The sequence below is a fragment of the Staphylococcus shinii genome (assembly GCF_017583065.1).
GTDB classification, from domain to species: domain Bacteria; phylum Bacillota; class Bacilli; order Staphylococcales; family Staphylococcaceae; genus Staphylococcus; species Staphylococcus shinii.
On the sequence record NZ_JAGEVL010000008.1, the window covers coordinates 1 to 23,075 of the forward strand.

At 32.7% G+C, this 23,075-nt stretch carries 20 protein-coding genes, 2 tRNA genes and 1 pseudogene; 16 read left to right on the forward strand and 7 right to left on the reverse strand.

Features of this window, described 5'->3' with window-relative positions:
- Positions 1 to 76 precede the first annotated feature (76 nt).
- From J5E45_RS12270 to glmM, 6 genes are all read left to right on the forward strand, one after another.
- Positions 77 to 151, forward strand: a tRNA-Gln gene (locus J5E45_RS12270).
- 3 nt (positions 152 to 154) lie between these two features.
- A tRNA-Lys gene (locus J5E45_RS12275) sits at positions 155 to 227 on the forward strand.
- Positions 228 to 703: 476 nt separating this feature from the next.
- The gene (rocF, locus tag J5E45_RS12280) at positions 704 to 1,609 is read left to right on the forward strand and encodes an arginase (protein ID WP_069792549.1); all 906 of its coding nucleotides are present in this window, start codon (positions 704 to 706) and stop codon (positions 1,607 to 1,609) included.
- Positions 1,610 to 1,881: 272 nt separating this feature from the next.
- Positions 1,882 to 2,688, forward strand: coding sequence for a diadenylate cyclase CdaA (gene cdaA / locus J5E45_RS12285; protein WP_017722031.1), 807 nt, complete (start codon positions 1,882 to 1,884; stop codon positions 2,686 to 2,688).
- A gap of 1 nt (position 2,689) precedes the next feature.
- The gene (locus tag J5E45_RS12290; RefSeq protein WP_039069127.1) at positions 2,690 to 3,622 is read left to right on the forward strand and encodes a CdaR family protein; all 933 of its coding nucleotides are present in this window, start codon (positions 2,690 to 2,692) and stop codon (positions 3,620 to 3,622) included.
- A 28-nt stretch (positions 3,623 to 3,650) separates the two neighbouring features.
- Entirely contained in the window at positions 3,651 to 5,006 is a 1,356-nt protein-coding gene (glmM, locus tag J5E45_RS12295) for a phosphoglucosamine mutase (protein ID WP_039069126.1), read from the forward strand.
- Between the two features lie 295 nt (positions 5,007 to 5,301).
- Here glmM and J5E45_RS12300 read toward each other — a convergent pair whose 3' ends face one another.
- Genes J5E45_RS12300 through J5E45_RS12315 form a run of 4 tightly spaced genes read right to left on the reverse strand, consistent with a single transcriptional unit; the run spans position 5,302 to position 10,456 of the window.
- Positions 5,302 to 6,405: a mannitol-1-phosphate 5-dehydrogenase gene (locus J5E45_RS12300; RefSeq protein WP_101051239.1), complete on the reverse strand. Its 1,104-nt coding sequence runs from the start codon at positions 6,403 to 6,405 to the stop codon at positions 5,302 to 5,304.
- Positions 6,405 to 6,839, reverse strand: coding sequence for a PTS mannitol transporter subunit IIA (locus tag J5E45_RS12305; RefSeq protein ID WP_039069124.1), 435 nt, complete (start codon positions 6,837 to 6,839; stop codon positions 6,405 to 6,407). Before J5E45_RS12305 ends, J5E45_RS12300 begins: the two co-directional genes overlap by 1 nt.
- A gap of 6 nt (positions 6,840 to 6,845) precedes the next feature.
- Entirely contained in the window at positions 6,846 to 8,876 is a 2,031-nt protein-coding gene (locus J5E45_RS12310) for a BglG family transcription antiterminator (protein ID WP_101051240.1), read from the reverse strand.
- Between the two features lie 41 nt (positions 8,877 to 8,917).
- On the reverse strand, positions 8,918 to 10,456 hold the full coding sequence (locus J5E45_RS12315) for a PTS mannitol transporter subunit IIBC (RefSeq protein ID WP_039069122.1): 1,539 nt from the start codon (positions 10,454 to 10,456) through the stop codon (positions 8,918 to 8,920).
- Between the two features lie 794 nt (positions 10,457 to 11,250).
- Here J5E45_RS12315 and glmS point away from each other — a divergent pair.
- The 5 genes and pseudogenes from glmS to J5E45_RS12340 form a co-directional block, all read left to right on the forward strand.
- A complete protein-coding gene (glmS, locus tag J5E45_RS12320) occupies positions 11,251 to 13,056 on the forward strand; it encodes a glutamine--fructose-6-phosphate transaminase (isomerizing) (protein WP_208182293.1) in 1,806 nt (601 codons plus the stop codon).
- 529 nt (positions 13,057 to 13,585) lie between these two features.
- On the forward strand, positions 13,586 to 13,789 hold the full coding sequence (locus J5E45_RS14410) for a DUF2200 family protein (RefSeq protein ID WP_338061910.1): 204 nt from the start codon (positions 13,586 to 13,588) through the stop codon (positions 13,787 to 13,789).
- A 47-nt stretch (positions 13,790 to 13,836) separates the two neighbouring features.
- The gene (locus J5E45_RS12330; protein ID WP_101051241.1) at positions 13,837 to 14,619 is read left to right on the forward strand and encodes an ABC transporter ATP-binding protein; all 783 of its coding nucleotides are present in this window, start codon (positions 13,837 to 13,839) and stop codon (positions 14,617 to 14,619) included.
- 67 nt (positions 14,620 to 14,686) lie between these two features.
- The gene (locus J5E45_RS12335) at positions 14,687 to 15,541 is read left to right on the forward strand and encodes an HAD family hydrolase (protein ID WP_039069116.1); all 855 of its coding nucleotides are present in this window, start codon (positions 14,687 to 14,689) and stop codon (positions 15,539 to 15,541) included.
- A gap of 270 nt (positions 15,542 to 15,811) precedes the next feature.
- A pseudogene (locus tag J5E45_RS12340) lies at positions 15,812 to 16,144 on the forward strand (transposase); the annotation flags it as partial.
- Positions 16,145 to 16,158: 14 nt separating this feature from the next.
- Here J5E45_RS12340 and J5E45_RS12345 read toward each other — a convergent pair.
- Positions 16,159 to 17,256, reverse strand: a complete 1,098-nt coding sequence (locus J5E45_RS12345) for a hypothetical protein (protein ID WP_069792542.1) — start codon at positions 17,254 to 17,256, stop codon at positions 16,159 to 16,161.
- 131 nt (positions 17,257 to 17,387) lie between these two features.
- Between J5E45_RS12345 and J5E45_RS12350 the strand changes: the two genes are divergently transcribed.
- Positions 17,388 to 18,119: a metallophosphoesterase family protein gene (locus tag J5E45_RS12350; protein ID WP_039069112.1), complete on the forward strand. Its 732-nt coding sequence runs from the start codon at positions 17,388 to 17,390 to the stop codon at positions 18,117 to 18,119.
- 117 nt (positions 18,120 to 18,236) lie between these two features.
- Here the strand turns inward: J5E45_RS12350 and czrB are convergent, their stop codons facing one another.
- Together czrB and J5E45_RS12360 are read right to left on the reverse strand one after the other, a co-directional pair.
- Entirely contained in the window at positions 18,237 to 19,208 is a 972-nt protein-coding gene (gene czrB, locus J5E45_RS12355; protein WP_039069111.1) for a CDF family zinc efflux transporter CzrB, read from the reverse strand.
- A 20-nt stretch (positions 19,209 to 19,228) separates the two neighbouring features.
- Positions 19,229 to 19,528, reverse strand: coding sequence for an ArsR/SmtB family transcription factor (locus tag J5E45_RS12360; protein WP_017722050.1), 300 nt, complete (start codon positions 19,526 to 19,528; stop codon positions 19,229 to 19,231).
- A 155-nt stretch (positions 19,529 to 19,683) separates the two neighbouring features.
- Here J5E45_RS12360 and J5E45_RS12365 point away from each other — a divergent pair, with 155 nt between their 5' ends.
- The 4 genes from J5E45_RS12365 to J5E45_RS12380 all read left to right on the forward strand — a co-directional run bounded on the left by J5E45_RS12365 (position 19,684) and on the right by J5E45_RS12380 (position 23,043).
- Positions 19,684 to 20,340, forward strand: coding sequence for an SDR family oxidoreductase (locus tag J5E45_RS12365; RefSeq protein ID WP_039069110.1), 657 nt, complete (start codon positions 19,684 to 19,686; stop codon positions 20,338 to 20,340).
- Positions 20,341 to 20,593: 253 nt separating this feature from the next.
- On the forward strand, positions 20,594 to 21,289 hold the full coding sequence (locus J5E45_RS12370) for a FadR/GntR family transcriptional regulator (RefSeq protein ID WP_039069109.1): 696 nt from the start codon (positions 20,594 to 20,596) through the stop codon (positions 21,287 to 21,289).
- Positions 21,290 to 21,849: 560 nt separating this feature from the next.
- Complete coding sequence (locus J5E45_RS12375; protein WP_039069107.1) at positions 21,850 to 22,788, forward strand: type I phosphomannose isomerase catalytic subunit; 939 nt, start codon at positions 21,850 to 21,852, stop codon at positions 22,786 to 22,788.
- Positions 22,789 to 22,812: 24 nt separating this feature from the next.
- Positions 22,813 to 23,043 (forward strand): hypothetical protein, encoded by a 231-nt coding sequence (locus J5E45_RS12380; protein ID WP_039069106.1) that lies wholly within the window; start codon positions 22,813 to 22,815, stop codon positions 23,041 to 23,043.
- Positions 23,044 to 23,075 lie beyond the last annotated feature (32 nt).

Consider the following 23,075-nt stretch of genomic DNA (forward strand, 5'->3'; position numbering starts at 1 on the left):
AAGTGGCTAAACGCGGCGGACTGTAAATCCGCTCCTTCGGGTTCGGCAGTTCGAATCTGCCCCCCTCCACCATTTATGGGCTATAGCCAAGCGGTAAGGCAATGGACTTTGACTCCATCACGCGCTGGTTCGAATCCAGCTAGCCCAGCCATTAGAGCCATTAGCTCAGTTGGTAGAGCATCTGACTTTTAATCAGAGGGTCAGTGGTTCGAGCCCACTATGGCTCACTAGTAGCACTTCTCACAAGAGAAGTGCTTTTTTTGTATATAAGATAGAAATCACTTTTAAAAGGCTCTATACTAAACAGGACTGATATAAAAATCAGTCCTGTTTTTTGATACCAAAAAAGCGCAAAAATCTCTATAATTTAAATGTCCTACCAAATAAACTAAGGAGAGATTATGCGCCTATGAATTATTTTATATCAAAAACACTTGGAATTGAAGACCCTAATGTTATTTTCGACAATAAATTTGTTATAGTTAGAAAATTGAATAAAGTATGCTTTTTTATTTATACACTTTACTGTTTTATAAATTAACAAACGTCGATACTGAAAGGGTTTGTTTTGAATGATAAATCACTATATTGATTTTATATGTAAAAAGGGTGATTTGAATGGAAAATGCTGTTTTACCAACGCTTGAAATGTTAAAGTCTTTAGATTATTCTAGAAACAAACGATAACAAAGGGGTTTTAAAAATGAATAAAACAGTAGAAATTATTGGGGCGCCTGCAACATTTGGGCAAAGGAAACTAGGAGTAAATCTTGGTCCAGATGCGATTCGATACGCTGGCATTGAAAAGCGTATTAAAGCTATAGGAATACCTGTTAAAGATTCTGGTAATATAGCTGTTCCTAAATTAGATTTGGAAAAATTTAATTCAGAGCAAGAAGGGTTACGTAATATAGAGGAAATCATAGAAACATCAAACATATTAAGTGATGCAGTATCAACTAGTATAGAACATAATCATTTCCCGCTTGTGCTAGGAGGAGACCATTCGATTGCAATTGGTTCTATATCAGGTATTAGTAAGCATTATAACAACCTAGGCGTTATTTGGTACGACGCACATGGTGATTTAAATGTACCTGAAGAATCACCTTCTGGAAATATTCATGGTATGCCGTTACGTGTACTTGCAGGTGATGGTGATGAGCGTTTGGTGAACATTTCAGATTATTCACCAAAAGTTAAACCTGAAAATATCGTGCTTATCGGTATGAGAGATTTAGATGAGGGGGAAAGGCGTTATATAAAAGAGCATAATATTAAAACGTTTACGATGGCTGAAGTTGATCGAGTTGGTATTAAGCAAGTGATTGAAGAGACAATTAATTATTTAAAATCTAAAACAGACGGTGTTCATTTATCACTTGATGTTGATGCATTAGATCCTGTCGAAACACCAGGTACAGGTACTAGAGTGCTTGGAGGTTTAACATATAGAGAGAGTCATTTTGCATTAGAGTTGTTACATAATTCTAATCTCATTACTTCTATGGATTTAGTAGAGGTTAATCCGCTTATTGATCACAACAATGATACAGCGGAGCAAGCAGTGGGCTTAGTAGGTAGTTTCTTTGGAGAGACATTATTATAATTCACTTAAAATTATGTAGAAAACACTGAGTAATAAACGATTGACTCATTTATAATATAATATTGGAACTGTTGGCTGATATTAGAATATATTTGTTTTGATGTTTCAATGTCAGTCAGTTTTGCTGGGGCGAGATAATGAAATCTTATAAAAACGAGATTTCTAGGGTCGCTCCTTTTTTGATTTTACTAAAATTTGAATACTAAATATGACAGTTAGTGTTATGATTGGTATAATATATAACATGGGAACAGATAACCGGAGGAGATGTTATGGAATTATCCAACTTTTTTGATAACTGGAGTACAGTTAAAATAATTGCAAGTGTACTCGACTTACTCATAGTATGGTATGTACTTTATCTTCTCATTACAGTTTTTAAAGGTACCAAAGCCATTCAACTATTAAAAGGTATTGTTGTAATAGTAATTGGTCAACAATTGAGTAAAATGCTGAACTTAACAGCTACATCCCGTCTTTTTGATTTAGTTATTCAATGGGGGGTATTAGCTCTAATCGTGATATTCCAACCAGAAATTCGACGTGCCTTGGAACAGCTTGGTAGAGGTAGTTTATTTAAACGTTATTCAACTAATTTAAATAGTGATGAAGGCAAGTTAATATCTTCTGTGTCAAAAGCAGTACAATATATGGCTAAACGACGTATAGGCGCATTGATTGTATTTGAAAATGAAACAGGATTACAAGACTATATTGAAACAGGCATTGCAATGAATTCAGAAATATCACAAGAACTATTAACAAATGTTTTCATACCAAATACACCATTACATGATGGTGCGATGATTATTCAAGAAAATAAAATAGCTAGTGCTGCGAGTTATTTACCTTTATCTGATAGTGCTAAAATCGCTAAAAGTTTAGGAACAAGACATAGAGCTGCAGTAGGTATATCGGAAGTATCGGATGCCTTTACTGTGATCGTTTCAGAAGAAACAGGGTCTATTTCTGTTACTTTTGATGGTAAATTAAGAAAAGATATTTCAAATGAAGCATTTGAAGAATTGTTAGCTGAACATTGGTTTGGTACACACTTTCATGAGAAAGGTGTGAAATAATATGTTAGAAAGTAAATGGGGATTAAGATTAATCGCTCTCGTATTAGCACTTGTGTTCTTCCTATCAGTTAACAATATGTTTGGAAATATTTTTAATGCTGATAACTTAGGCCAAAAGTCGTCTGAAACGATTCAAGAAGTTCCGGTACAAGTTAAGTATAATAATAAATCATTATATGCTAGTGAAGTACCTGATAAAGTTGATGTTGAAATTTCAGGTCCTCAGTCACAAGTTTTAAAAGCTGAGAATGGTGAAAATATTAAAGCAGTCCTAGATTTAAGTGGTGAAAAAGCAGGAAAACATACGACGCAATTTCAAGTCAATGGTTTGAATAAGGACATTGATTATAGCGTGAAACCGAAAGAGGCCACTGTGAATCTTGAAGAACGTGTGAGTAAAACATTAAAAGTAGAGCCAGATGTAAGTAATAATGACTTGGATTCAGATTATAAAATTAGCGAACAAAGTGTTTCACCTGAGACTGTTAAAGTGACTGGCGGACAAGACCAAATTGATAAAATTGCATATTTAAAAGCAACATATAAAAACAAAAGTAAAATTGCTAAAAACACTACAGATGTAGCAAAAATTACTGCATTTGATAGAAATCTTAATAAAATTGACGTTTCAATTCAACCGAATGAGGTGAATTTGAGCGTTAAGGTAGAAGATTATAGTAAAAAAGTAAAAGTAAAAACAAAAGCAGTAGGGTCGTTATCTAATGGGCGTGAATTAGACAATATAAATTTAGAAGATGAAGAAGTAGAAATTTATGGTAATAAGGATGACTTAGAAGATATTGATGAAATTACTGCAAATGTAAATTTAGATAACATCTCGGATACGACTGAAAAAAATGTGAAGTTTAAAGTACCTGAAGATGTGACAAAAGTTAATCCGAGTGGTACTACAGCTAAAATTACGGTTAAATAGATTTGTATAAATAAAGGAGATATAAATAATGGCAAAATATTTTGGTACAGATGGCGTAAGGGGAGTAGCAAATAAAGAATTAACACCTGAACTTGCGTTTAAACTAGGGCGCTATGGCGGCTATGTTTTAGCCCATAATAAAGGTGAGAAGCACCCTAAAGTACTAGTTGGTAGAGATACTCGTGTTTCAGGAGAGATGTTAGAATCTGCATTAATTGCAGGACTAATTTCCATCGGCGCGGAAGTTATGCGTTTAGGCGTTATTTCAACACCAGGTGTAGCTTATTTAACACGAGAAATGGAAGCCGAATTAGGTGTCATGATATCTGCTTCTCATAACCCAGTTCCAGACAATGGTATTAAATTCTTTGGTTCTGATGGCTTCAAATTATCAGATGATCAAGAACAGGAAATAGAAGAGTTATTAGATCAAGAAAACCCTGATTTACCTAGACCTGTAGGTGAAGATATTGTACATTACTCTGATTATTTTGAAGGTGCACAAAAATACATTAGCTATTTAAAATCAACTGTTGACGTGAATTTAGATGGAATGAAGATTGCATTAGATGGGGCAAATGGTTCTACATCTTCTTTAGCACCGTTTTTATTCGGTGATTTAGAAGCTGATACAGTGACAGTTGGCTGTAAACCAAATGGTTATAATATTAATAAAGATGTTGGTTCTACACATCCTGAAACATTAGCTAAAGAAGTTGTCGAATCAGAATGTGACTTTGGTTTAGCTTTTGATGGTGATGGTGATAGACTAATCGCAGTAGACGAAAAAGGTAATATTGTAGATGGCGATCAAATCATGTTTATTATTGGTCAGGCAATGAGCAAAAACCATGAGTTAAATAATAATATGATTGTTTCTACAGTAATGAGTAACTTAGGTTTCTATAAAGCCTTAGATAATGAAGGTATTCAATCTAACAAAACTAAAGTTGGAGATCGCTATGTTGTAGAAGAAATGAGAAGAGGTAACTACAATTTAGGTGGTGAACAGTCAGGTCATATTGTATTAATGGATTATAATACCACTGGAGACGGTTTATTAACAGGTGTTCAATTAGCGAGTATTATAAAAATGACAGGTAAAAGTTTAAGCCAACTTGCCAGTCAAATGAAAAAATACCCACAATCTTTAGTTAATGTTCGTGTAACAGATAAATATCGTGTGGAAGAAAATATTGATGTGCAAGAAATAATGACTAAAGTAGAAGTTGAAATGAATGGGGAAGGTCGTATTTTAGTAAGACCTTCTGGAACAGAACCATTAGTGCGAGTAATGGTTGAAGCAGCGACTGATGAAGACGCGCAGCGTTTTGCCAATACAATTGCTGATGTAGTTCAAGATAAAATGGGATTAGATAAATAATTATTATTTAAATTTAACCAAAATCTAAATATTTAATTTAAGTAGCCCAGCACATCAGGAGCAAGCCCAAATCACTGCCATATTATACTAAAAAGATTATAATATATAAATTAAACATTGCTGGTGTTTATTATGTTGAATAAATCAATTGATAAAAGAGGCAACTTTGCTCTGAAAGACCCATGTTATTTTGAAAAATAAATATACAAATATAAATAAACCTTAGGTGAACTATCGCCTAAGGTTTGTATACGTTCTGAGCCGTTGCTATTTTAATAGCAACGGCTTCTTACATTTATAATACATTGTATGCTTGAATGATTTCTTGAGTTAATTGTGCATCTGTTTTAGCAAATTCTTTTAAGAATGCTTCAAGACCATGTTCTTTAATATAATCATTTTTTTCTACTGTTTCTTGATCATTTGTATCATCATATTTTAATAATAAAGCAGCAGTTTTAACTAGTGCCTCATGTTTTAAATTATTTTGGTATAAGTAATTTAATGGCTTAATAATTCTATCTTGTGGTCCTATTTTACGTAATGTACCACGTCCAACACGTGTAACTTCATCAGATAAGTTTGGATTTTTAAAACGCTCAATAATTTTTTCAACATATTGTGTTTGTTCGCTTTCATTAAAACCAAACTGATTCGTAATGTATTGGCTTGTTTCTTCAAGGACACGTTCTAAATCATGCTTAATATCTGAATCATTAACAGCATCTAAGATGGTTGGTTGACCAAAATATCTACCTGCATAAGCCAGATACGCGTGTCCTGTATTGACTGTAAGTAATTTACGCTCAATGTAAGGAGTTAAATTATCTACGTATTTAATGTGATTGAGTTTTGGACCAAACCAAGCATCTTTCTCAATTACCCATTCATAAAAAGGTTCAACCACAACATCTAAAAGGTTATCATTGGTTTGTAATGGAACAATACGATCAACTGCAGCATTAGCAAAGTGGATGTGATCAGGTAGTGGCCCCGTAATATCTAAAATTGCTTTTTCTAATGTATTTGTTGCCATAATTGCATTTTCACATGCAACAATATTAACAGGTGTTTCTTTTTCTGTTAAATAGGGAGCAAATGATTTTGCTATTATAGGTAAGATATTTACACCAACCGCAGTTGTAATTAAATCAGCTTCTAATACTGCTTGTTTTAAACTTTCTGAAGGCTCACCAGAATTGATTGCATCTACATTATGCACACGTGTTGTTGTTTTTGCTTCATCAGCTAAAATGACGTCATATTCATGGTGTTCATCCAAAGCATTAATTATTTCAGCGTTAACATCTGCAAAAGTCACTTTTATATCATTATCAGCGAGAATATAACCGATAAATCCTCTACCTATATTTCCAGCACCGAAATGTAAGGCTTTCATTATGCATCAGCCTCCTCAAAGACTTGTTTGATTTCTTCTGCTGATGATGCTTGAATAATACGTTCTACATTTTCTTCTTCACTAAACGTAATTGCTATTTTGGAAAGTAAGTCTAAATGCTCACCATCTTTACCTGCAATACCTACGACAACTTTAACAACTTCGCCGTCCCAGTCAACGCCTTCAGGGATTTGAATTAAAGTTAAACCTGATTTTAAAACACTATTTTTAGCTTCGTCAGTGCCGTGAGGGATAGCTAAGCCATTACCCATAAATGTTGTTACTACTTGCTCGCGATCTTTCATTGCTTGAATATATGCTTCTGTTACAGCACCACTTGATACTAAAGCTTGACCAGCTTTTTCAATTGCTTCGTTTTGATCTTTAATTGATTGGTTGATAAAAATATTTTCATTGCTAAATAATTCGCTCATTTTTCTTCACTCCATATTTAATAATTTTTGTAATTGCATAAGGTAACTTTGCTTAAGTAACGATTGAAGCTGTTCTGGTTGTTCCATAAATCCATCAATATTGTCTAGATGCTCGACCAATTTTCCTGAGATATCGCTTATGAGTTGTGCCATTGTATCATCAGGGGGAACGAACATACTTAACAAATATCTCACGGAAAGATTGTCATTTTGATTACTATTAAGCAAAATAGGTTCATTTAAAATGGTTATTAATATGAAAGGTTTTTTAATAATCTCACTTTTTAAATGAGGGATTGCGATGGGATAAGGATCTAAGACAAACCCTTGTCGATCCATGTGTTGCTTAATCAGTTCAGCGAATGACTGACCTTCCGTGATGATTTGATGTTCTATTAATGTGTTGGTTAAATAAGTTGTCCAGTTCGAAACTGAAGTATAATCTACATTTACAGAATCAATTATTTCTAGTCCTTTTCTGATGTATGTTAATTTTTCTTCAGGATTTAAAATGTTACTATTATTCGTTTCATATGTTTGAACCTTTGGTTGTTTGTGCTGTGTGTTTAAAAAGGCTGATACGTGATTTATATCTGCGTCAGGGAGTAAAGGATTCACCGTAATATATGGTAAGGCGATATCTAAATCTACAGTGGAAATAATCGCATCAAATTGTGTAGCGTCAATATCATTTAAATCCCCAACTGATGCTTGAGTAGTATTTTGTATGTCACTAAATGTTTGTTGTAACCGTGTTGCCAGTAATCTACTGGTGCCAATACCACTACTACATACTACGAGCACATTGTAAAAGGCATTATTTTGATTTTGTAAAGCACCGCCAAAATGAAGCACAATAAATGCAATTTCACTATCTGGAAAATTAAAATTTGGCCATGTTTGTAATAAAGCACGATGAACACTTTCAAATAGTCTTGGGTACTTATGTTGAATCATTTCTGTTAATGGATTATAAGTTTCAATATTAGCGTTTAAACGGTTAATTGCTGGTATGATATGCAGCTTTAACCCTTCACTTAATGTTTCAAAATCTTCAAATGATTGTTGATAAAAATGTGAAACAGAATGAATAAATTTCTCTATCTTTGATTCGTCTTTACTATCTTTAAATACTTCGGCAGATTCTTTACGTTTCGCACCTCTAAGATGAATTGTGATAAAAGTTACTTCAGCTTGGTTAAACTGAACTCCATAGATATGTTCAAGGTGTAAGCCAAGTGCTTGTGCTACCTCGTGTTCAAAAGAATCTTTAACGCTGTCATAGATATCATCATTTAAAGTTACATATTGGTTATTAAGCATTCGCTCAATACTTAAGACGATGTGTACGGTCAATGTTAAATAACTTGATTCTGTTAAAGAGTAGGGGAGTTGATCTAAATGATCCATTAAAATACGTTCAATTTGAAATATCTTGTCCATATCAACCATTGCCAATTGTGACTGATTGATGGATTGATAAACAAAATGGTTTTCGATAACTGAATAGACACTAGTACTGTTTAGATTGTTGACCATCAGTTGACTCAATAGTTCACGTTTTTTTGATTCAGCACCATGTAATTGAATACCTTCGCCACGTTTTTTTTGTAATGCTAATTGGTATTGATCAAGTTCTCTATCTAATTCATCTAGAAGCTTTGTCATAGTTTGATTAGAGACACCAATTTCTTGTGCTAAAACGTATTGCTTAATAGGTGCATTCGTTTGAATCAAGGCATATAAAATAATTACTTTTTGTTCTTCTTGTGATAGATCTATGGTATTTTCATTTAATAACGCGTGCTTTAGCGAATTTAGCTCCAACTCCGTCGTTTTCAGTTGTATCCCTTTTTTTGTAACTCTTTCAAGGTCAATATCAAATGTAGATAAAAAAGATTCAATAGATTTTAATTCCCTATGAATAGTACGAGAGGATACAGCTAAGTGTTGAGCAATGTCGTAAATAGTGACATATTGACCGTGATATTTAATTAACATTTCGATAATTTCCTTTTCACGTGTACTCAAAAACATAGCCATACCCTCCAGTATTGTTCTATATAGTGGTTGTTTAATTATTTAAGATTTTCAAGTAATTCATCATATCTAGGTGAATTTAAGAAATTATCTACTGAGATATGAATTGCGTTTGGTACTTGTTTAATTGCTCTATCAGTAAGTTTTTTTTGTGTAATAACAAGTTGCGCATCACTTGGCAACTGGTTAATCGCAGTATTTGTTACATCTACGTCTTGTATATTAGCTTTTTTAAATTTATTACGTAGCATGCTTGCTCCCATAGCACTTGATCCCATACCAGCATCACAAGCGAATATTACATGATTTACTTTACTATAATCATGAGCATCTACATTTTCAGTATCGTAATTGTCTAGTAATTCTTCCTCAGACTGTGCGTCTTTATTGTCTGAAGTGGCAGTTGTTGCGCCTGCAGAACTAGCAGCTGTAGTCGCTTTATTATCTTCATTCCCTTTTAACTTAGAAGATACACTTGATTTTTTCCCTTTTGAAGCTTCCATTTTCTCTGTAGCAGCTTCTAGGTCTTCTTCTGGTTCTTTTGTGAATTTTAAAATGATTGCAGCAACGATAAAGGAAACTAGTGCTGCTAGTAGTACACCTATTACCATGTGTAAGAACTCGCCTTTAGGTGCGTTCAACATATATACGATAAATGATCCTGGTGAAGCTGGGCTCTTGAAACCAAAATCAAGTAGAGAATATGTTGCTACGCCTGTCATTCCACCTAAAATTACAGCTACGAATAATAATGGACGCATTAATACATACGGGAAGTAAATTTCGTGAATTCCGCCTAAGAAGTGGATGATACCAGCACCATATGATGTAGCTTTAGCTGTCCCTGTACCGAAAATCATATAAGCAACTAATATTCCTAAACCTGGGCCAGGGTTAGATTCGATTGTATATAATATTGACTGTCCTGCAGAAGATGCTTGATCCGCACCAAGTGGTGTGAAGACACCATGATTAATTGCATTATTTAAGAATACAATTTTAGCAGGTTCTACAATAATACTTACTAATGGCAGTAAATGTGCATGTACTAAAGCTTCTACAGCTAAAGATAAAATATGCATAATAAATTCCATAATTGGAGCTAAGATTTTAAAACCAACAATCGTCATTATGAAACCTAAAATACCAGCTGAGAAATTATTGAATAACATTTCAAATCCTTGTGGTGTTCTTGGTTGAATAAATTCATCCGTTTTCTTCATTAACCAACCAACGAGTGGTCCCATAATCATGGCACCAAGTAGCATTGGAGTGTCTGGTAGAGCAACAATAACCCCCATAGTTGCTACAGCTGCGATAATACCCCCGCGCATCTCATGTAATAAACGTCCACCACTATAAGCAATCAGTAATGGTATTAAATATGAAATCATAGGGCCAGCTAATTGGCTTAAATCTTTATTTGGCCACCAACCGCCATCTATAAATATTGCAGCGATGAACCCCCATGCGATAAAAGCTCCGATGTTCGGCATAATCATACTACTTAAAAATGATCCGAAAGCCTGTACTTTGCGACCAATCCCATTGTTTTCTTTAGTATCTGTTTGTGACATATTATTGCACCTCTTTTTCTCTTTTTATTTATAACTTAATTGTAGGTGGTACTTATGAATTAGACAATATAAACTAATTTCAAATTTGTCACACTGTCTTTGACAATTATGACAATATAGTATAATTACTGCTTAGTGTTTTGAAGCCAGAGTTAAAAGGCTATCAATGCTCAAATTTTTCTATAAATACGAGTCGGTTATTGTATAAAATATAGTTAATATAAGTGTTTAAAATTTAGCCATTACACTTAGTAAGTGTTAATAATATTATTCGTGGTATAAGTCTTTAACTTATAGCCAACTTTATTTTTGTGTTTGTAAATATATTGTTAATAAATTGTTTGCATTACAGATGAATAACATTGTACAATTAATGTTATTGAGAGGAAGGAGGAAAGTTAGAGTTTTAGTCAATTATAGCGCCTGTACAAGCGATGAGGTTACGTATTAACAATTTAAGTTTTAAAACAGAAAGCTTAATAGGTATGTTAATCGAAGCTTGTAGACGAGGAGGATAGTTATCGAACCATCGGCGGATGCTATCCCGGATGTGGCTCATTCGTGAACTTATTAAGGAAAACATTAGGGCAACCTAGTGCACAAAGTTAATAAGATAGCCAAAATTAAATAACTATTATTATAAGGTAATTGAGATAACTATTATTATCAGAAGACCTATTATTATTGATTTAAATAGGGATTAGTCTGTCTATAAGGGTGTTAAATACATTGAACAAGTTCATATGCGCTAAACGTTCAATTATCTCATTACCATTACATTGGAGGAAATTTATATGTGTGGAATTGTCGGCTATATTGGTCAAGATAATGCGAAAGAGTTATTATTAAAAGGTTTAGAAAAATTAGAGTACAGAGGTTATGACTCAGCAGGTGTTGCAATCGTTAATAATGAGGGCACATCAGTATTCAAATCAAAAGGTCGTATTGCAGAATTAAGAAAAGTTGCAGATGGCGAAGATACTGACGGTAATGTGGGAATTGGTCATACACGTTGGGCAACACATGGTGTACCTAATCATGAAAACTCACACCCACATCAGTCTGCAACTGAACGCTTTACATTAGTTCATAATGGAGTAATTGAAAACTATGAAGAACTAAAAAATGAATACTTAAGTGATATCACTTTTATTTCAGAGACAGATACAGAAGTGATTGTGCAATTAGTTGAATACTTTTCAAATACCGGTCTAACTAGTGAAGAAGCATTTACAAAAGTTGTATCTTTATTAGATGGTTCATATGCTTTAGGACTGATTGATAATGAAGATAGAGATACAATTTATGTTGCTAAAAACAAATCACCGTTATTAATTGGAGTTGGTGATGGTTTCAATGTAATTGCGTCAGATGCAATTGCAATGTTACAAGCTACTAATCGTTATAAAGAAATACATGACCATGAAATTGTTATTGTTAAACGCGATGAAGTAATCATCAAAGATCAAGAAGGCAATGTTCAAGAAAGAGAAGCTTATACAGCACAAATTGACGCAGCAGATGCTGAAAAAGGCGTATACGATCACTATATGTTAAAAGAAATTCATGAACAACCAGCAGTTATGCGCCGTATCATCCAAGAGTACCAAGACGAAGAAGGTAACTTGAAGATGGATCCAGAAGTAATTAAAGATGTAGCTGAAGCTGATCGTATTTATATTATTGCAGCAGGTACAAGTTATCACGCCGGGCTTGTTGGTAAAGAGTTTATTGAAAAATGGGCTGGCGTACCAACAGAAGTACATGTTTCTTCAGAATTTGTATACAATACACCGTTACTTTCTGAAAAACCATTATTTATCTATATTTCTCAATCAGGTGAAACAGCAGACAGTCGCGCAGTATTAGTTGAAACAAATCGTTTAGGGCACAAGTCTTTAACTATTACTAACGTACCAGGTTCTACGTTATCACGTGAATCTAATCATACGTTATTGTTACACGCTGGTCCCGAAATTGCAGTAGCATCTACAAAAGCTTATACAGCACAAATTGCAGTGTTATCTATTCTGTCACAAATCGTTGCGAGAGAACATGGTAGAGATGTAGAAGTGAGTTTATTACGTGAATTAGCAAAAGTTACAACTGCTATCGAATCAATTGTTGATGATGCAGATATTATGGAACAAATTGCTACAGATTTCTTAAGAACTACACGTAATGCATTCTTTATTGGTCGTACAGGAGACTATAATGTAAGTTTAGAAGGTGCATTAAAACTTAAAGAAATTTCATATATCCAAGCTGAAGGTTTTGCTGGTGGAGAATTGAAACACGGAACAATTGCATTAATTGAAGAAGGTACACCTATTATTGCCTTAGCTACGCAAGAAAAAGTAAACTTATCTATCCGTGGTAATGTAAAAGAGGTTGTTGCACGTGGTGCAAATCCATGTATTATTTCAATGGATGGCTTGAATAAAGATGGTGATTCATATGTGATTCCTAACGTACATGAATTATTAACGCCACTTGTTTCAGTAGTAGCATTACAGTTAATCTCATATTACGCCGCATTACACAGAGACTTAGATGTAGATAAACCACGTAACTTAGCAAAATCAGTTACAGTTGAATAAAGTAATTTAAATTAAATGTGGCAAACTTAGCATATTGTCATTAATATATATGGACTTATCATTAGTATTTATCACTATTGATAAGTCCTTTTTTTAATTTATAACTTCTCCTTATATGTTATAGCGATAGTACAGCAATTTAATTATAAAAATATCACTTATAAAAAACAGATGAATAATGAAGGATCAACGATATTGGATAAATTAGCAGAGAAAATTATAATGAAATGAATTTATTATAAAAAATAAGTGGATATCAGGTGCAATCATTTGAACATGATTCTAATCAAAATATTTTCAAATGTGTAGTGACTTTATTATGCTAAATAAGACGGTTATAGTGACTTACAGTAAAAGGAAGGATATATTTATGACAAAGACTAAAATTTATAGAATTCGATTTGTTTCGATTTATCCATAGTTAATAAAAAGTAGAGAAAAAAGGCCAAGCAATAGAGGGAACGGATGAAATCATTCGTTAGATAATAGATTATTTCTAAATACAAATAGTTCAATTAATCACTGATGAATAGATTACGAATCATTTATTAATCAGTCCTCCAAATTAAATACTGATAGAACTAAGATAACAGGTAGAATTTATAGTGCTCGTGTTAAAGAAATGAAAATTTCAGTGATGGAAGAACTTAGGTATTTAGATAAAATAATTGATGAGTTAACAAAAGGAAAATCTTTGAATAAAATATTTAGAAAAAGACAGTCAGTGTACTAATATGAAGAATAGTTTATATATTATTACGTATCGGAAAGGAGCAACATATGCTTATTGATCTAAAAAATATCGCACGTAGAAAACAAGGGAAAGAAATAATTAAAAATATAAGTTGGTGTATCAACGAAGGTGAGAAATGGATGCTTTATGGACTTAATGGTGCAGGGAAAACTACATTACTTAATATCTTAAATGCTTATGAACCGAATACATCTGGAGAATTAACACTTTTTGGTATGCAACCTGGTAAAATTGGATATTCTGCAGACAAAGTACGTAATCAGATTGGCTTTGTATCTAGTAGTTTAATGGAACGTTTTCAAGATGGAGAAATCGTACGTGATGTAGTAATTAGTGGGATTTTTAAATCAATTGGTATATTTAAAGAAGTAGAAGACCGCCATGTTGAAATGGCACGCCATTATTTAACGCAGATGGGTATGAGTGAATTTGAATCTCAATATTATGGTTATCTTTCTACAGGTGAGCGTCAAAAAGTATTGATTGCTCGAGCGTTAATGGGGAACCCTAAGTTGCTTATTTTAGATGAACCTGCTTCTGGCTTAGATTTTATTGCGCGTGAGGACTTATTAGATGCGCTTGAACAATTATATCAGCGACAACCTGAATTATCAGTTATATATGTTACGCATTTTGTAGAAGAAATTACAAAAGATATACAAAGAGGTTTTTTGTTAAAAGACGGAACCTGTTATAAACAAGGCCAGATACAAAATGTATTAAACAGTGACACATTAAGTGATTTTTTTAACCGTAGGGTAAGTGTATTATATCAAAATGAACGGTATTCATTATTTTTAAAGCGTTAGTAGATTGCTTAAAACTATAGATAATGACATAATTTAAGATGAAAACATGTAATGGAGGCTTTTATAAATGAAAAATGTTAAAGCGATATTTTTAGATATGGATGGTACAATTTTACATAAAGACAACCAAGTGGATATGGAAACGACCGAGGTTATACAACAATTAAGAACAAAGGGATATAAAATATTTTTAGCTACCGGACGTGCTCATAATGAAATTCATTATTTAGTTCCAGCATCATTTGAGGTTGATGGTATTATTAGTTCGAATGGTACGTTAGGAATGATTAATGATGAAACGTTATTTACCCATAGCTTATCTTTTAATACAGTGAAAGATATTGTGAAACGTGCTCAACAGCAAGAAATTTATTACGAAGTATTTCCATTTGAAGGTAATCGTATTGTACTTGAAGAAGATCAATCATGGGCCACTGCGCTATTTGAAGCAGAAACACCACCAGGAAATGTGGGTGTTTCAGAATGGACTTCTAGAAAAGCCTCACTCAAAGACAAAGTAAATTGGGCATCTGAAATTCCTGATACGACTTTTTCAAAAATATATTTATTTTCGCCAAATTATGACAAAATTACAAATTTTCGCGATCAGTTGATTGGTGAACAACAAGATTTAAAAATTAGTGTATCCAATTCATCTCGTTATAATGCAGAGACGATGGCTTATCAAATTGATAAAGGTACAGGTATTAAAGAAATGATAGAACATTTCGGTATCAATCAAGAAGAAACACTAGTTATTGGTGATAGTGATAATGATAGAGCGATGTTTGCTTTTGGTCATTATACGATAGCTATGAAAAATGCAAGGCCAGAAATTAAAGAGCTGACTATGGATGTTACAACATATACAAATGAAGAAAATGGTGCAGCACAGTACTTAAGAGAACATTTTTTAAAGTAAGTTTTTAATATCTTTTGCCTAACTATCCATACAAATAAATTTTTAAAGACAAAAAGGAAGAGCCTAGGACATAAATCCCAGAAAAATAGCACTCAGACGATTTATTCAATTCATCTGAGTGCTTCTTTTTGTTAATTCAATACTTCGTATTGTTGGCTCGCTTTCATAGGGGACAGCTTCAGCCTATAGTCTTCGGCTTGTCCTGTTCCCTCAAGATTCTCGTCAAAACACGTCATACTTATATGTAATTTTACATTAAGATACTTTTAAAAAATAAAGAGAAATTATAACTGAGAATATTTCAAAGTTTAGATTAATCAAAAGTTTTCGGAACCAGAAACAAAAGGAATCTGCAATCAAAGAAAAAATTGATATAAAACATGTTTTTGGATTTATGAAGGCTATTTTGGGTTACACTCGAATGTCGGTTCGAGGTATAAATAAAGTCAAAATAGCACTTGGCATTCTATTAATGGCACTTAATATAAGGAAAGTAGTAGTAACCATAATCAAAACAATAATGAAAAAAGCAATTTCTATATTGTTTCAATAGAAATTGCTTTTGTTCATTTGTCCAAGAACTTTATGTCCCGGACGCTTTAATTTTGTATGAAAAGTTATTTATCAGATTGATTTAAATTGTTTTTTAAATTTTTTGTTTCATCATTTGCTTTATCTTGAAGTTGATCTGATTTTTGGTCTATATTTGATTTTGCTTTTTCAGTAGTATTAGTTACGCTACTATTTACTTTTGAATCTTGATTATCTGTAATATTTGCGTTCTTTTTCTTATCTTTTTTTGATTTATTATGATTAGACGGTTCGCCATTACGGTTAAAGTATTGAATAATGGCTAAAATATTCACATAATAAACAGCTAATCTAACAATGATAACAATAACATGGACAATATAAATTAAAATCGTAGCCATATTTTGAGAAATACCGCCAGTTAAAATAGAAATTAATTGGCTGATTGGACTAGCTAAGATAATAACGATTAAATTTAATAGTAATAAACCAATGTAGAATTTGAACCATGTTTTTTGACCATTTTTAATGCCTTTAAAACCACGTTTCACTGAATTCCAAGCACCATTTTTAGGTTCTTTGATAAATGCTACAGTATAGTTAATGATAATTATAGCTAACAGCCAATAAACAAATGATTTAATGAAAAGTGTTAACGTACCTGCAATCATTTGGAACGCTAGTGAATAGCCAATCGCGTGGTCTGAATTACTTAGTGGACCTTGTATTGCTTGGAATAATTGAATGATTCCTAATTGAAGCAATTGTGCGATTACTTCACCTAACACCAATGCGATAATGATAAACAATACCGTGATTAATGAAAGTTTTATTGCTTTTAGATATTTACCTTTTGCAAAGACTGAAAATAAATCTTTAAAATTAACCTTGTCTTTATTTAAAGCTTTGTCTATAGTGTATATAGTCCCAGCTATTAAGGGATAGCCTACAAATAAAAATACTAAGATAGGTACAAGTATTGCAAGGACTATTCCAAAAATAGGACCAGCCACTGATTGTTGCATAGCCATTGACATCATTAATTTATATATAGCTGGTTGTAATGGCATAAACGTTAAAATAGTTAAAGCGAATAGTATTATAAAACTTACGATTGTAAACAGTAATACTTTAGCATTTTGGGGTTTTGCATTTTGTAATGCTAATTTATGGAAATTAAACAAATTTTAAGCACTCCTTTTTCGTCATAAGCATACGATATCAAAAATTTTAAGATTTTAAAATAAATAGGTAACAAAATCGATATAAAATGTTAAAATGTCCTAATGAGAAAAAGTTGAAAGGAGATATCATCATGAAATTTGCAATTATAACTGATGTCCATGGTAATTTTGATGCATTAGAAACTGTTCTGGATGATATTGATAGAAGAGAAGATATCAATAAAATATATAATCTAGGTGATAATATTGGTGTTGGACATGAAACGAATAAAGTACTTGATGAAATCTTTGATAGAGATGATATTGAAATCATTGCAGGTAATCATGATGAAGCAGTAATGTCAATTGTAAACGGTACACCTTATCCTGAAGACTTAAAAGATAAATTCTATGAACATCATCAATGGATAGAGAGTCATTTAGATGAAGATTACTATGACAGACTAAATGAGTTACCTCGTGTTATTGAGAAAACATTCTGTCATAAAAAAGTATTATTTATTCATTACGAAATTCCTAATGATCAATTAACAACACCAATTGATGGACAGCCATTCAGTCCTATTGTTGAACCGAATGAAGAGAACATGAAAACACTTTTTGGGGATAAAGACGCAGATTTAATTGTATTTGGGCATAATCATACCGTGCACCTATTTGATGATAAATCAACAATTTATTTCAATCCGGGTTCTGTAGGTTTGAATAATGGTGCATATGCAGTTTATGGAATTGTAACTATAGATGAAAATGAATTTTCGTTTGAACGCGTGAAAGTACCATACGATAATGAAGAATTCATTAGAGGATTTGATGAGAAACAAGTTCCTGCCAAAAAGCTTATTTTTGATAAATTTTTATAAATAAAATGTAAAAAAGCTGATAGCCATATCCTAAGTACGCACCCACTAAAGTCTTAACTTTAAAAGGGAAGGTAACTTATGGAGGCTATCAGCTTTTTAGTGTTATGCATTTAATAGTTAATGGCTATGAGCATGATGATGGTGATGAGACTTTTGTATATCATTGGCTGAACATAGTGTATCACTGTCATGTTTATGATTGTTGGTTTCTAATTGGATAGTCATATGTTGAATATTCAAATGCTGAAGTTTGTGTTCTAATTTATTAAGTAGATTCTCACATTGTTTGACGGACATATCACTAGGGACAACGGCATGACAACTTAACGCGTTCATTTCATTAGAAATAGTCCATATATGGCAGTCATGGACATTTTCAATTTCATTTTCTTCAGTAATTGTAGAAATGACTTCGTTCATATTAATGTCAGTTGGTGTGCCTTCCATTAATATATTTAAAGAAGATTTTGTTATACCTAAACTACTTTTTATTATAAGTATAGAAACGATAATACTGGCGATAGGGTCTGCAATCGTTAAGTTTAAAGTCCATATGAGTATGGCAGCAATGATTGCGCCTACGGAACCTAATAAATCACCCATAACATGTAGGAAGGCGCCACGCATATTAATATTATTGGAAGTGTCGCCGCCTTTGAACATAAATAAAGCGACAATGATATTAACAATAAGTCCAATTACGCTTATAACGAACATCTCTGTTGACTTAACATCTTCTGGGTTGAAGAAGCGGCCAATGGCTTCTACGATGATAACAATGCCGATAATAAAGAGTGTTACACCGTTAAATAACGCTGCCAGTATCTCAAATCTTTTATAGCCAAAAGTTTTACTTTTAGTAGCATTTTTTTCAGCATAGATAAAAGCTAGCAAAGCTACGCCTAAAGATATTGTATCGCTAAACATGTGTAAACCATCAGATAATAGCGCCAAACTATTTGAAACAAATCCTCCGATTATTTCTACAATCATAAAGATTCCAATAATTAAAAAACTAATGAGTAATATTTTTTTATTATTTGTGTGTACATGACCATGTGAATGATCATGACCGTGATGTCCAGACATAATTAGTGCCCACCTTTCAATTATTGTTTATGACTAGCATGATGAATTGCTTGTTTAAGTAATGTAGTAACATGTGTATCATCGATTGTATAAATCATAGATTGTCCATCTCGATTCCCTTTGACCAAGTGGGCTTGTTTAAGTATACGTAATTGATGAGAAACGTTAGATTGACTTAAGTCTAATACATGAGCAATATGACCCACGCTACTTTCTCCTTGAATTAATAGATGCATTATACGTAAGCGATTGCCGTCACTAAGCGCTTTGAAAATATCAGTTACCTGTTCAATCGTTTGTTCATTAAATGATTCTTCCAAAGTAAGCCCTCATTTCTAATATTGATTTAATATATGAATATATGTTCATATATTAATGTATTTTTTAGAAAATGTCAAAGTTAAACAGATTTCGTTTCAAAATAAAACAAAAGTGGTAAAGTCTAATTAATAATTTTTTAAGGAGGCTATAAAATATGAGTACATTAGTTATTGGAGCAAACGGTGGTGTAGGCCAATATTTAGTTAAACAATTAAAAGAGCGTGGAGAGTCATTTACAGCAGGTGTTAGAAAAGAATCTCAAGTTGAAGCGTTAGCTTCAGAAGGTGTTGATGCGATTTTAATCGATGTCGAAGCAGACGATATAGACACTTTAACACAAAAAATTAATGGCTTTGATAAAGTTGTATTTTCAGTCGGATCTGGCGGTAGCACTGGTGCGGACAAGACGATTAGTGTTGATTTAGATGGCGCAATTAAAACAATTAAAGCAAGTGAGACAAACAATGTTAAACAATATGTCATGGTCTCAACTTATGATTCAAGAAGATTAGCATTTGATGCAAGTGGTGATTTGAAACCTTACACGATTGCAAAACACTACGCTGATGAATACTTGAAGCAGGCTGATGTTAACTATACGATTGTACATCCTGGTGGCTTAACAGATGAAGCTGCCACAGATAAAATAGAAGTTGGTGCGTTCTTCGAAGGAAGAGGAACGATACCACGTGAAGATGTGGCTTCCGTTATTAGAGAAGTATTAAATAGTGATAATCTTTTAAATTCAGAATTTCAAATCGTTAGTGGAGATATCTCCATATCTGATGCATTAACTAAATTTAATCAATAATTATGATTAAAATAATGAGTCAATTGGACATAACTAAAGCTAAAGTGTATTTAATATAAAAAAGCAGTAGAAGGAAGATTGTTAAAGACAATTATTCCGACCTTTTTAACTTTTTATAGCGTGTGTTAACGAAATCCTATGTTAAAAGATTAGGTTTCGTTGACACACGCTTTTTTTAGAGCTTTTTGTAGCCCTTTTATAGTATCTTTTAGCGAAAATTTGATACAATGATAGATATCGTTTGGAGGTAATTATGAAAATTTCAAACACGAAAATCTATGAGCAGGTCGCAGATATTATTTTAGAGCAAATTAAAGCTGGCGATTACCAAGTGGGTGACAAACTCCCTTCTATACAAAAGCTTGGAAAGCAATACGGCGTTAGTGTAGCTTCGGTAAGAGAGGCTTTAAATGCTTTGAGAACCATAGGGATTATTGAAATGAAACAAGGTTATGGCACATTTATTAAACAAACAGAGCCTACCTTTTTTGAACTTGGTGACAAATTCACGTCGCTAAGTCAAATCAAAGAATTGTTAGAATTACGGGAAATTGTTGAAAGTGCTACTGTAGAAAAAGCTGCCTTATATCGAACTGAGGAAGATTTGGTGCAACTCAAGCAAGCACTAGTTGAAATGGGTAAAGCTGTAACAGATGGTACTTCTGGTGAAGAAGCTGATTTAGAGTTTCACCTCTCAATTGCAAAAGCAGCCAAAAATACATTATTAGTTGAGCTATTAAATAATATTTCTGAACTAATGCGAAATTCTATGGAAGAAACAAGGAAGATTTTTATTTATAGCAAGCAAAAAACAATGAATAAACTATTAGAGGAGCATGATGTAATATATCAAGCAATTCTAAAGCAAGATGGTGTCAGAGCCGCAGATGCGATGCGTGCACATTTATTAGAGGTAAAAGAAACGATATTAGCTAATTTCAAAGCATAATCGCGAAAAGTGAATCTTAAAGAATAACTCCAAAATGGTTACGCTAAAAAATTTTAGTAGTGTTAGTAAAAGACACAAATTAATTTGCATAAAATAAAAGCCCAAACTTTTCCGAAGTTTGGACTTTATCGCAAATTAAATGTGTTGAAAAAGTAATCAACAATTTCAACTAAATCATAATTAATACATTACCTTATATGTAAAAAACAGATAGAGCACATTACTGTAGCTCCACTATTAATTATAAAATTAATCATGATCAATTAGCAAGCGTTAATTGATTAAAAACTTGAAAGATAAAATAACCGTTCAATAAAATGTCATAAAATGTTATTGAACAAAATATAATAGACTACCTAATTTCATAAAGCATTGATATAATTAAAAGTGGCTTCAAAGTGCTAGTATTGTGAGTTAAGCGTTTATTCTAAGGGGATGAATATGATACAATCACAATGGTTCTGAAAATTTTGAAATGATACGCATATGACAATCATGCAAAAGTATATAAGATAAATATAATAATTAAATTACAACTTAAGAATTTGGAGGTGTGATATATGCCGTTATTTTTAAAGCCAGTATTTCATGAGAAAATTTGGGGAGGCAATCGTTTAAAAGATTATGGATATGATTTACCCAGCGATTATGTAGGAGAAGTATGGGGGATATCAGCACATCCAAATGGTAAGTGTGAAATATTGAATGGTCCATATCAAGGACAAACGTTAGATCAAGTCTGGATTGAGCATCGAGAATTATTTGGCGACTTTCCAAGTCAAGAGTTTCCATTAATGACCAAAATAGTAGATGCGAGAGAATCTTTATCGGTTCATGTTCATCCAGATGACGCCTATGCATATGAAAATGAAAAAGGGCAATATGGTAAATCAGAATGTTGGTATATTATTGATGCTGTAGAAGGTGCAGAAATTATCTATGGATTAAATACAGAATCAAAAGATCTCGCAATAGATAAAATTGAAGAAGAAGATTGTGAAGCATTGTTAAATAAGGTGAAAGTTAAGCCGGGCGAGTTTTATTTTATACCTGCTGGAACAATTCATTCTATTGGAGAAGGTATACTTGTTTATGAAACGATGCAATCTTCAGATGTTACATACAGGGTTTATGATTATGAGCGCACTCATGAGACAGGGGACAAACGTGCGTTAAATAAAGATAAAGCGAAAGACGTAATTGAACTTTCTAATGATAATATTAATATTCCGACAGACACAGAAATTATTGAAAACCATAAAAGAACACAACTTGTGTCTAGTGACTTTTTTACCATTGTAAAATGGAAAATTTCTGGCACTTTAAATTATATGAAACCGAGAGAGTTCGTATTAGTATCTGTACTTAAAGGAGAAGGACAAGTCATTATAGATGGAGAGGTTTATACTTTAAATCAAGGACAGAATTTTATCCTAACTTCCGATGATTTAGATACTATATTTGAGGGTGACTATGAACTAATAGTAAGTTATCTATAGTTAAAACAGTGGGAGAGTATGCACATGTATAAATTTTTATATGTTTCCTTAATTTGTGGCCTATTAGCTGGCGCCGGTACGTTTCTGAAAATACCTATCTTTCCCTCAATGGCTTTTCCAATTATAATCGGTGCGCTTGGTATTATTTCAGCATTAATTACGCTTCCAGATAAAGAGATAAGCGGTATGTTGAAATTTGGCGGTGTATTAATTAATTTGATGCCTATTATGGGGGCGCTAACTTTAGCGCAATGATTTATAATTTTGAGGCTGAGACATAAATTTAT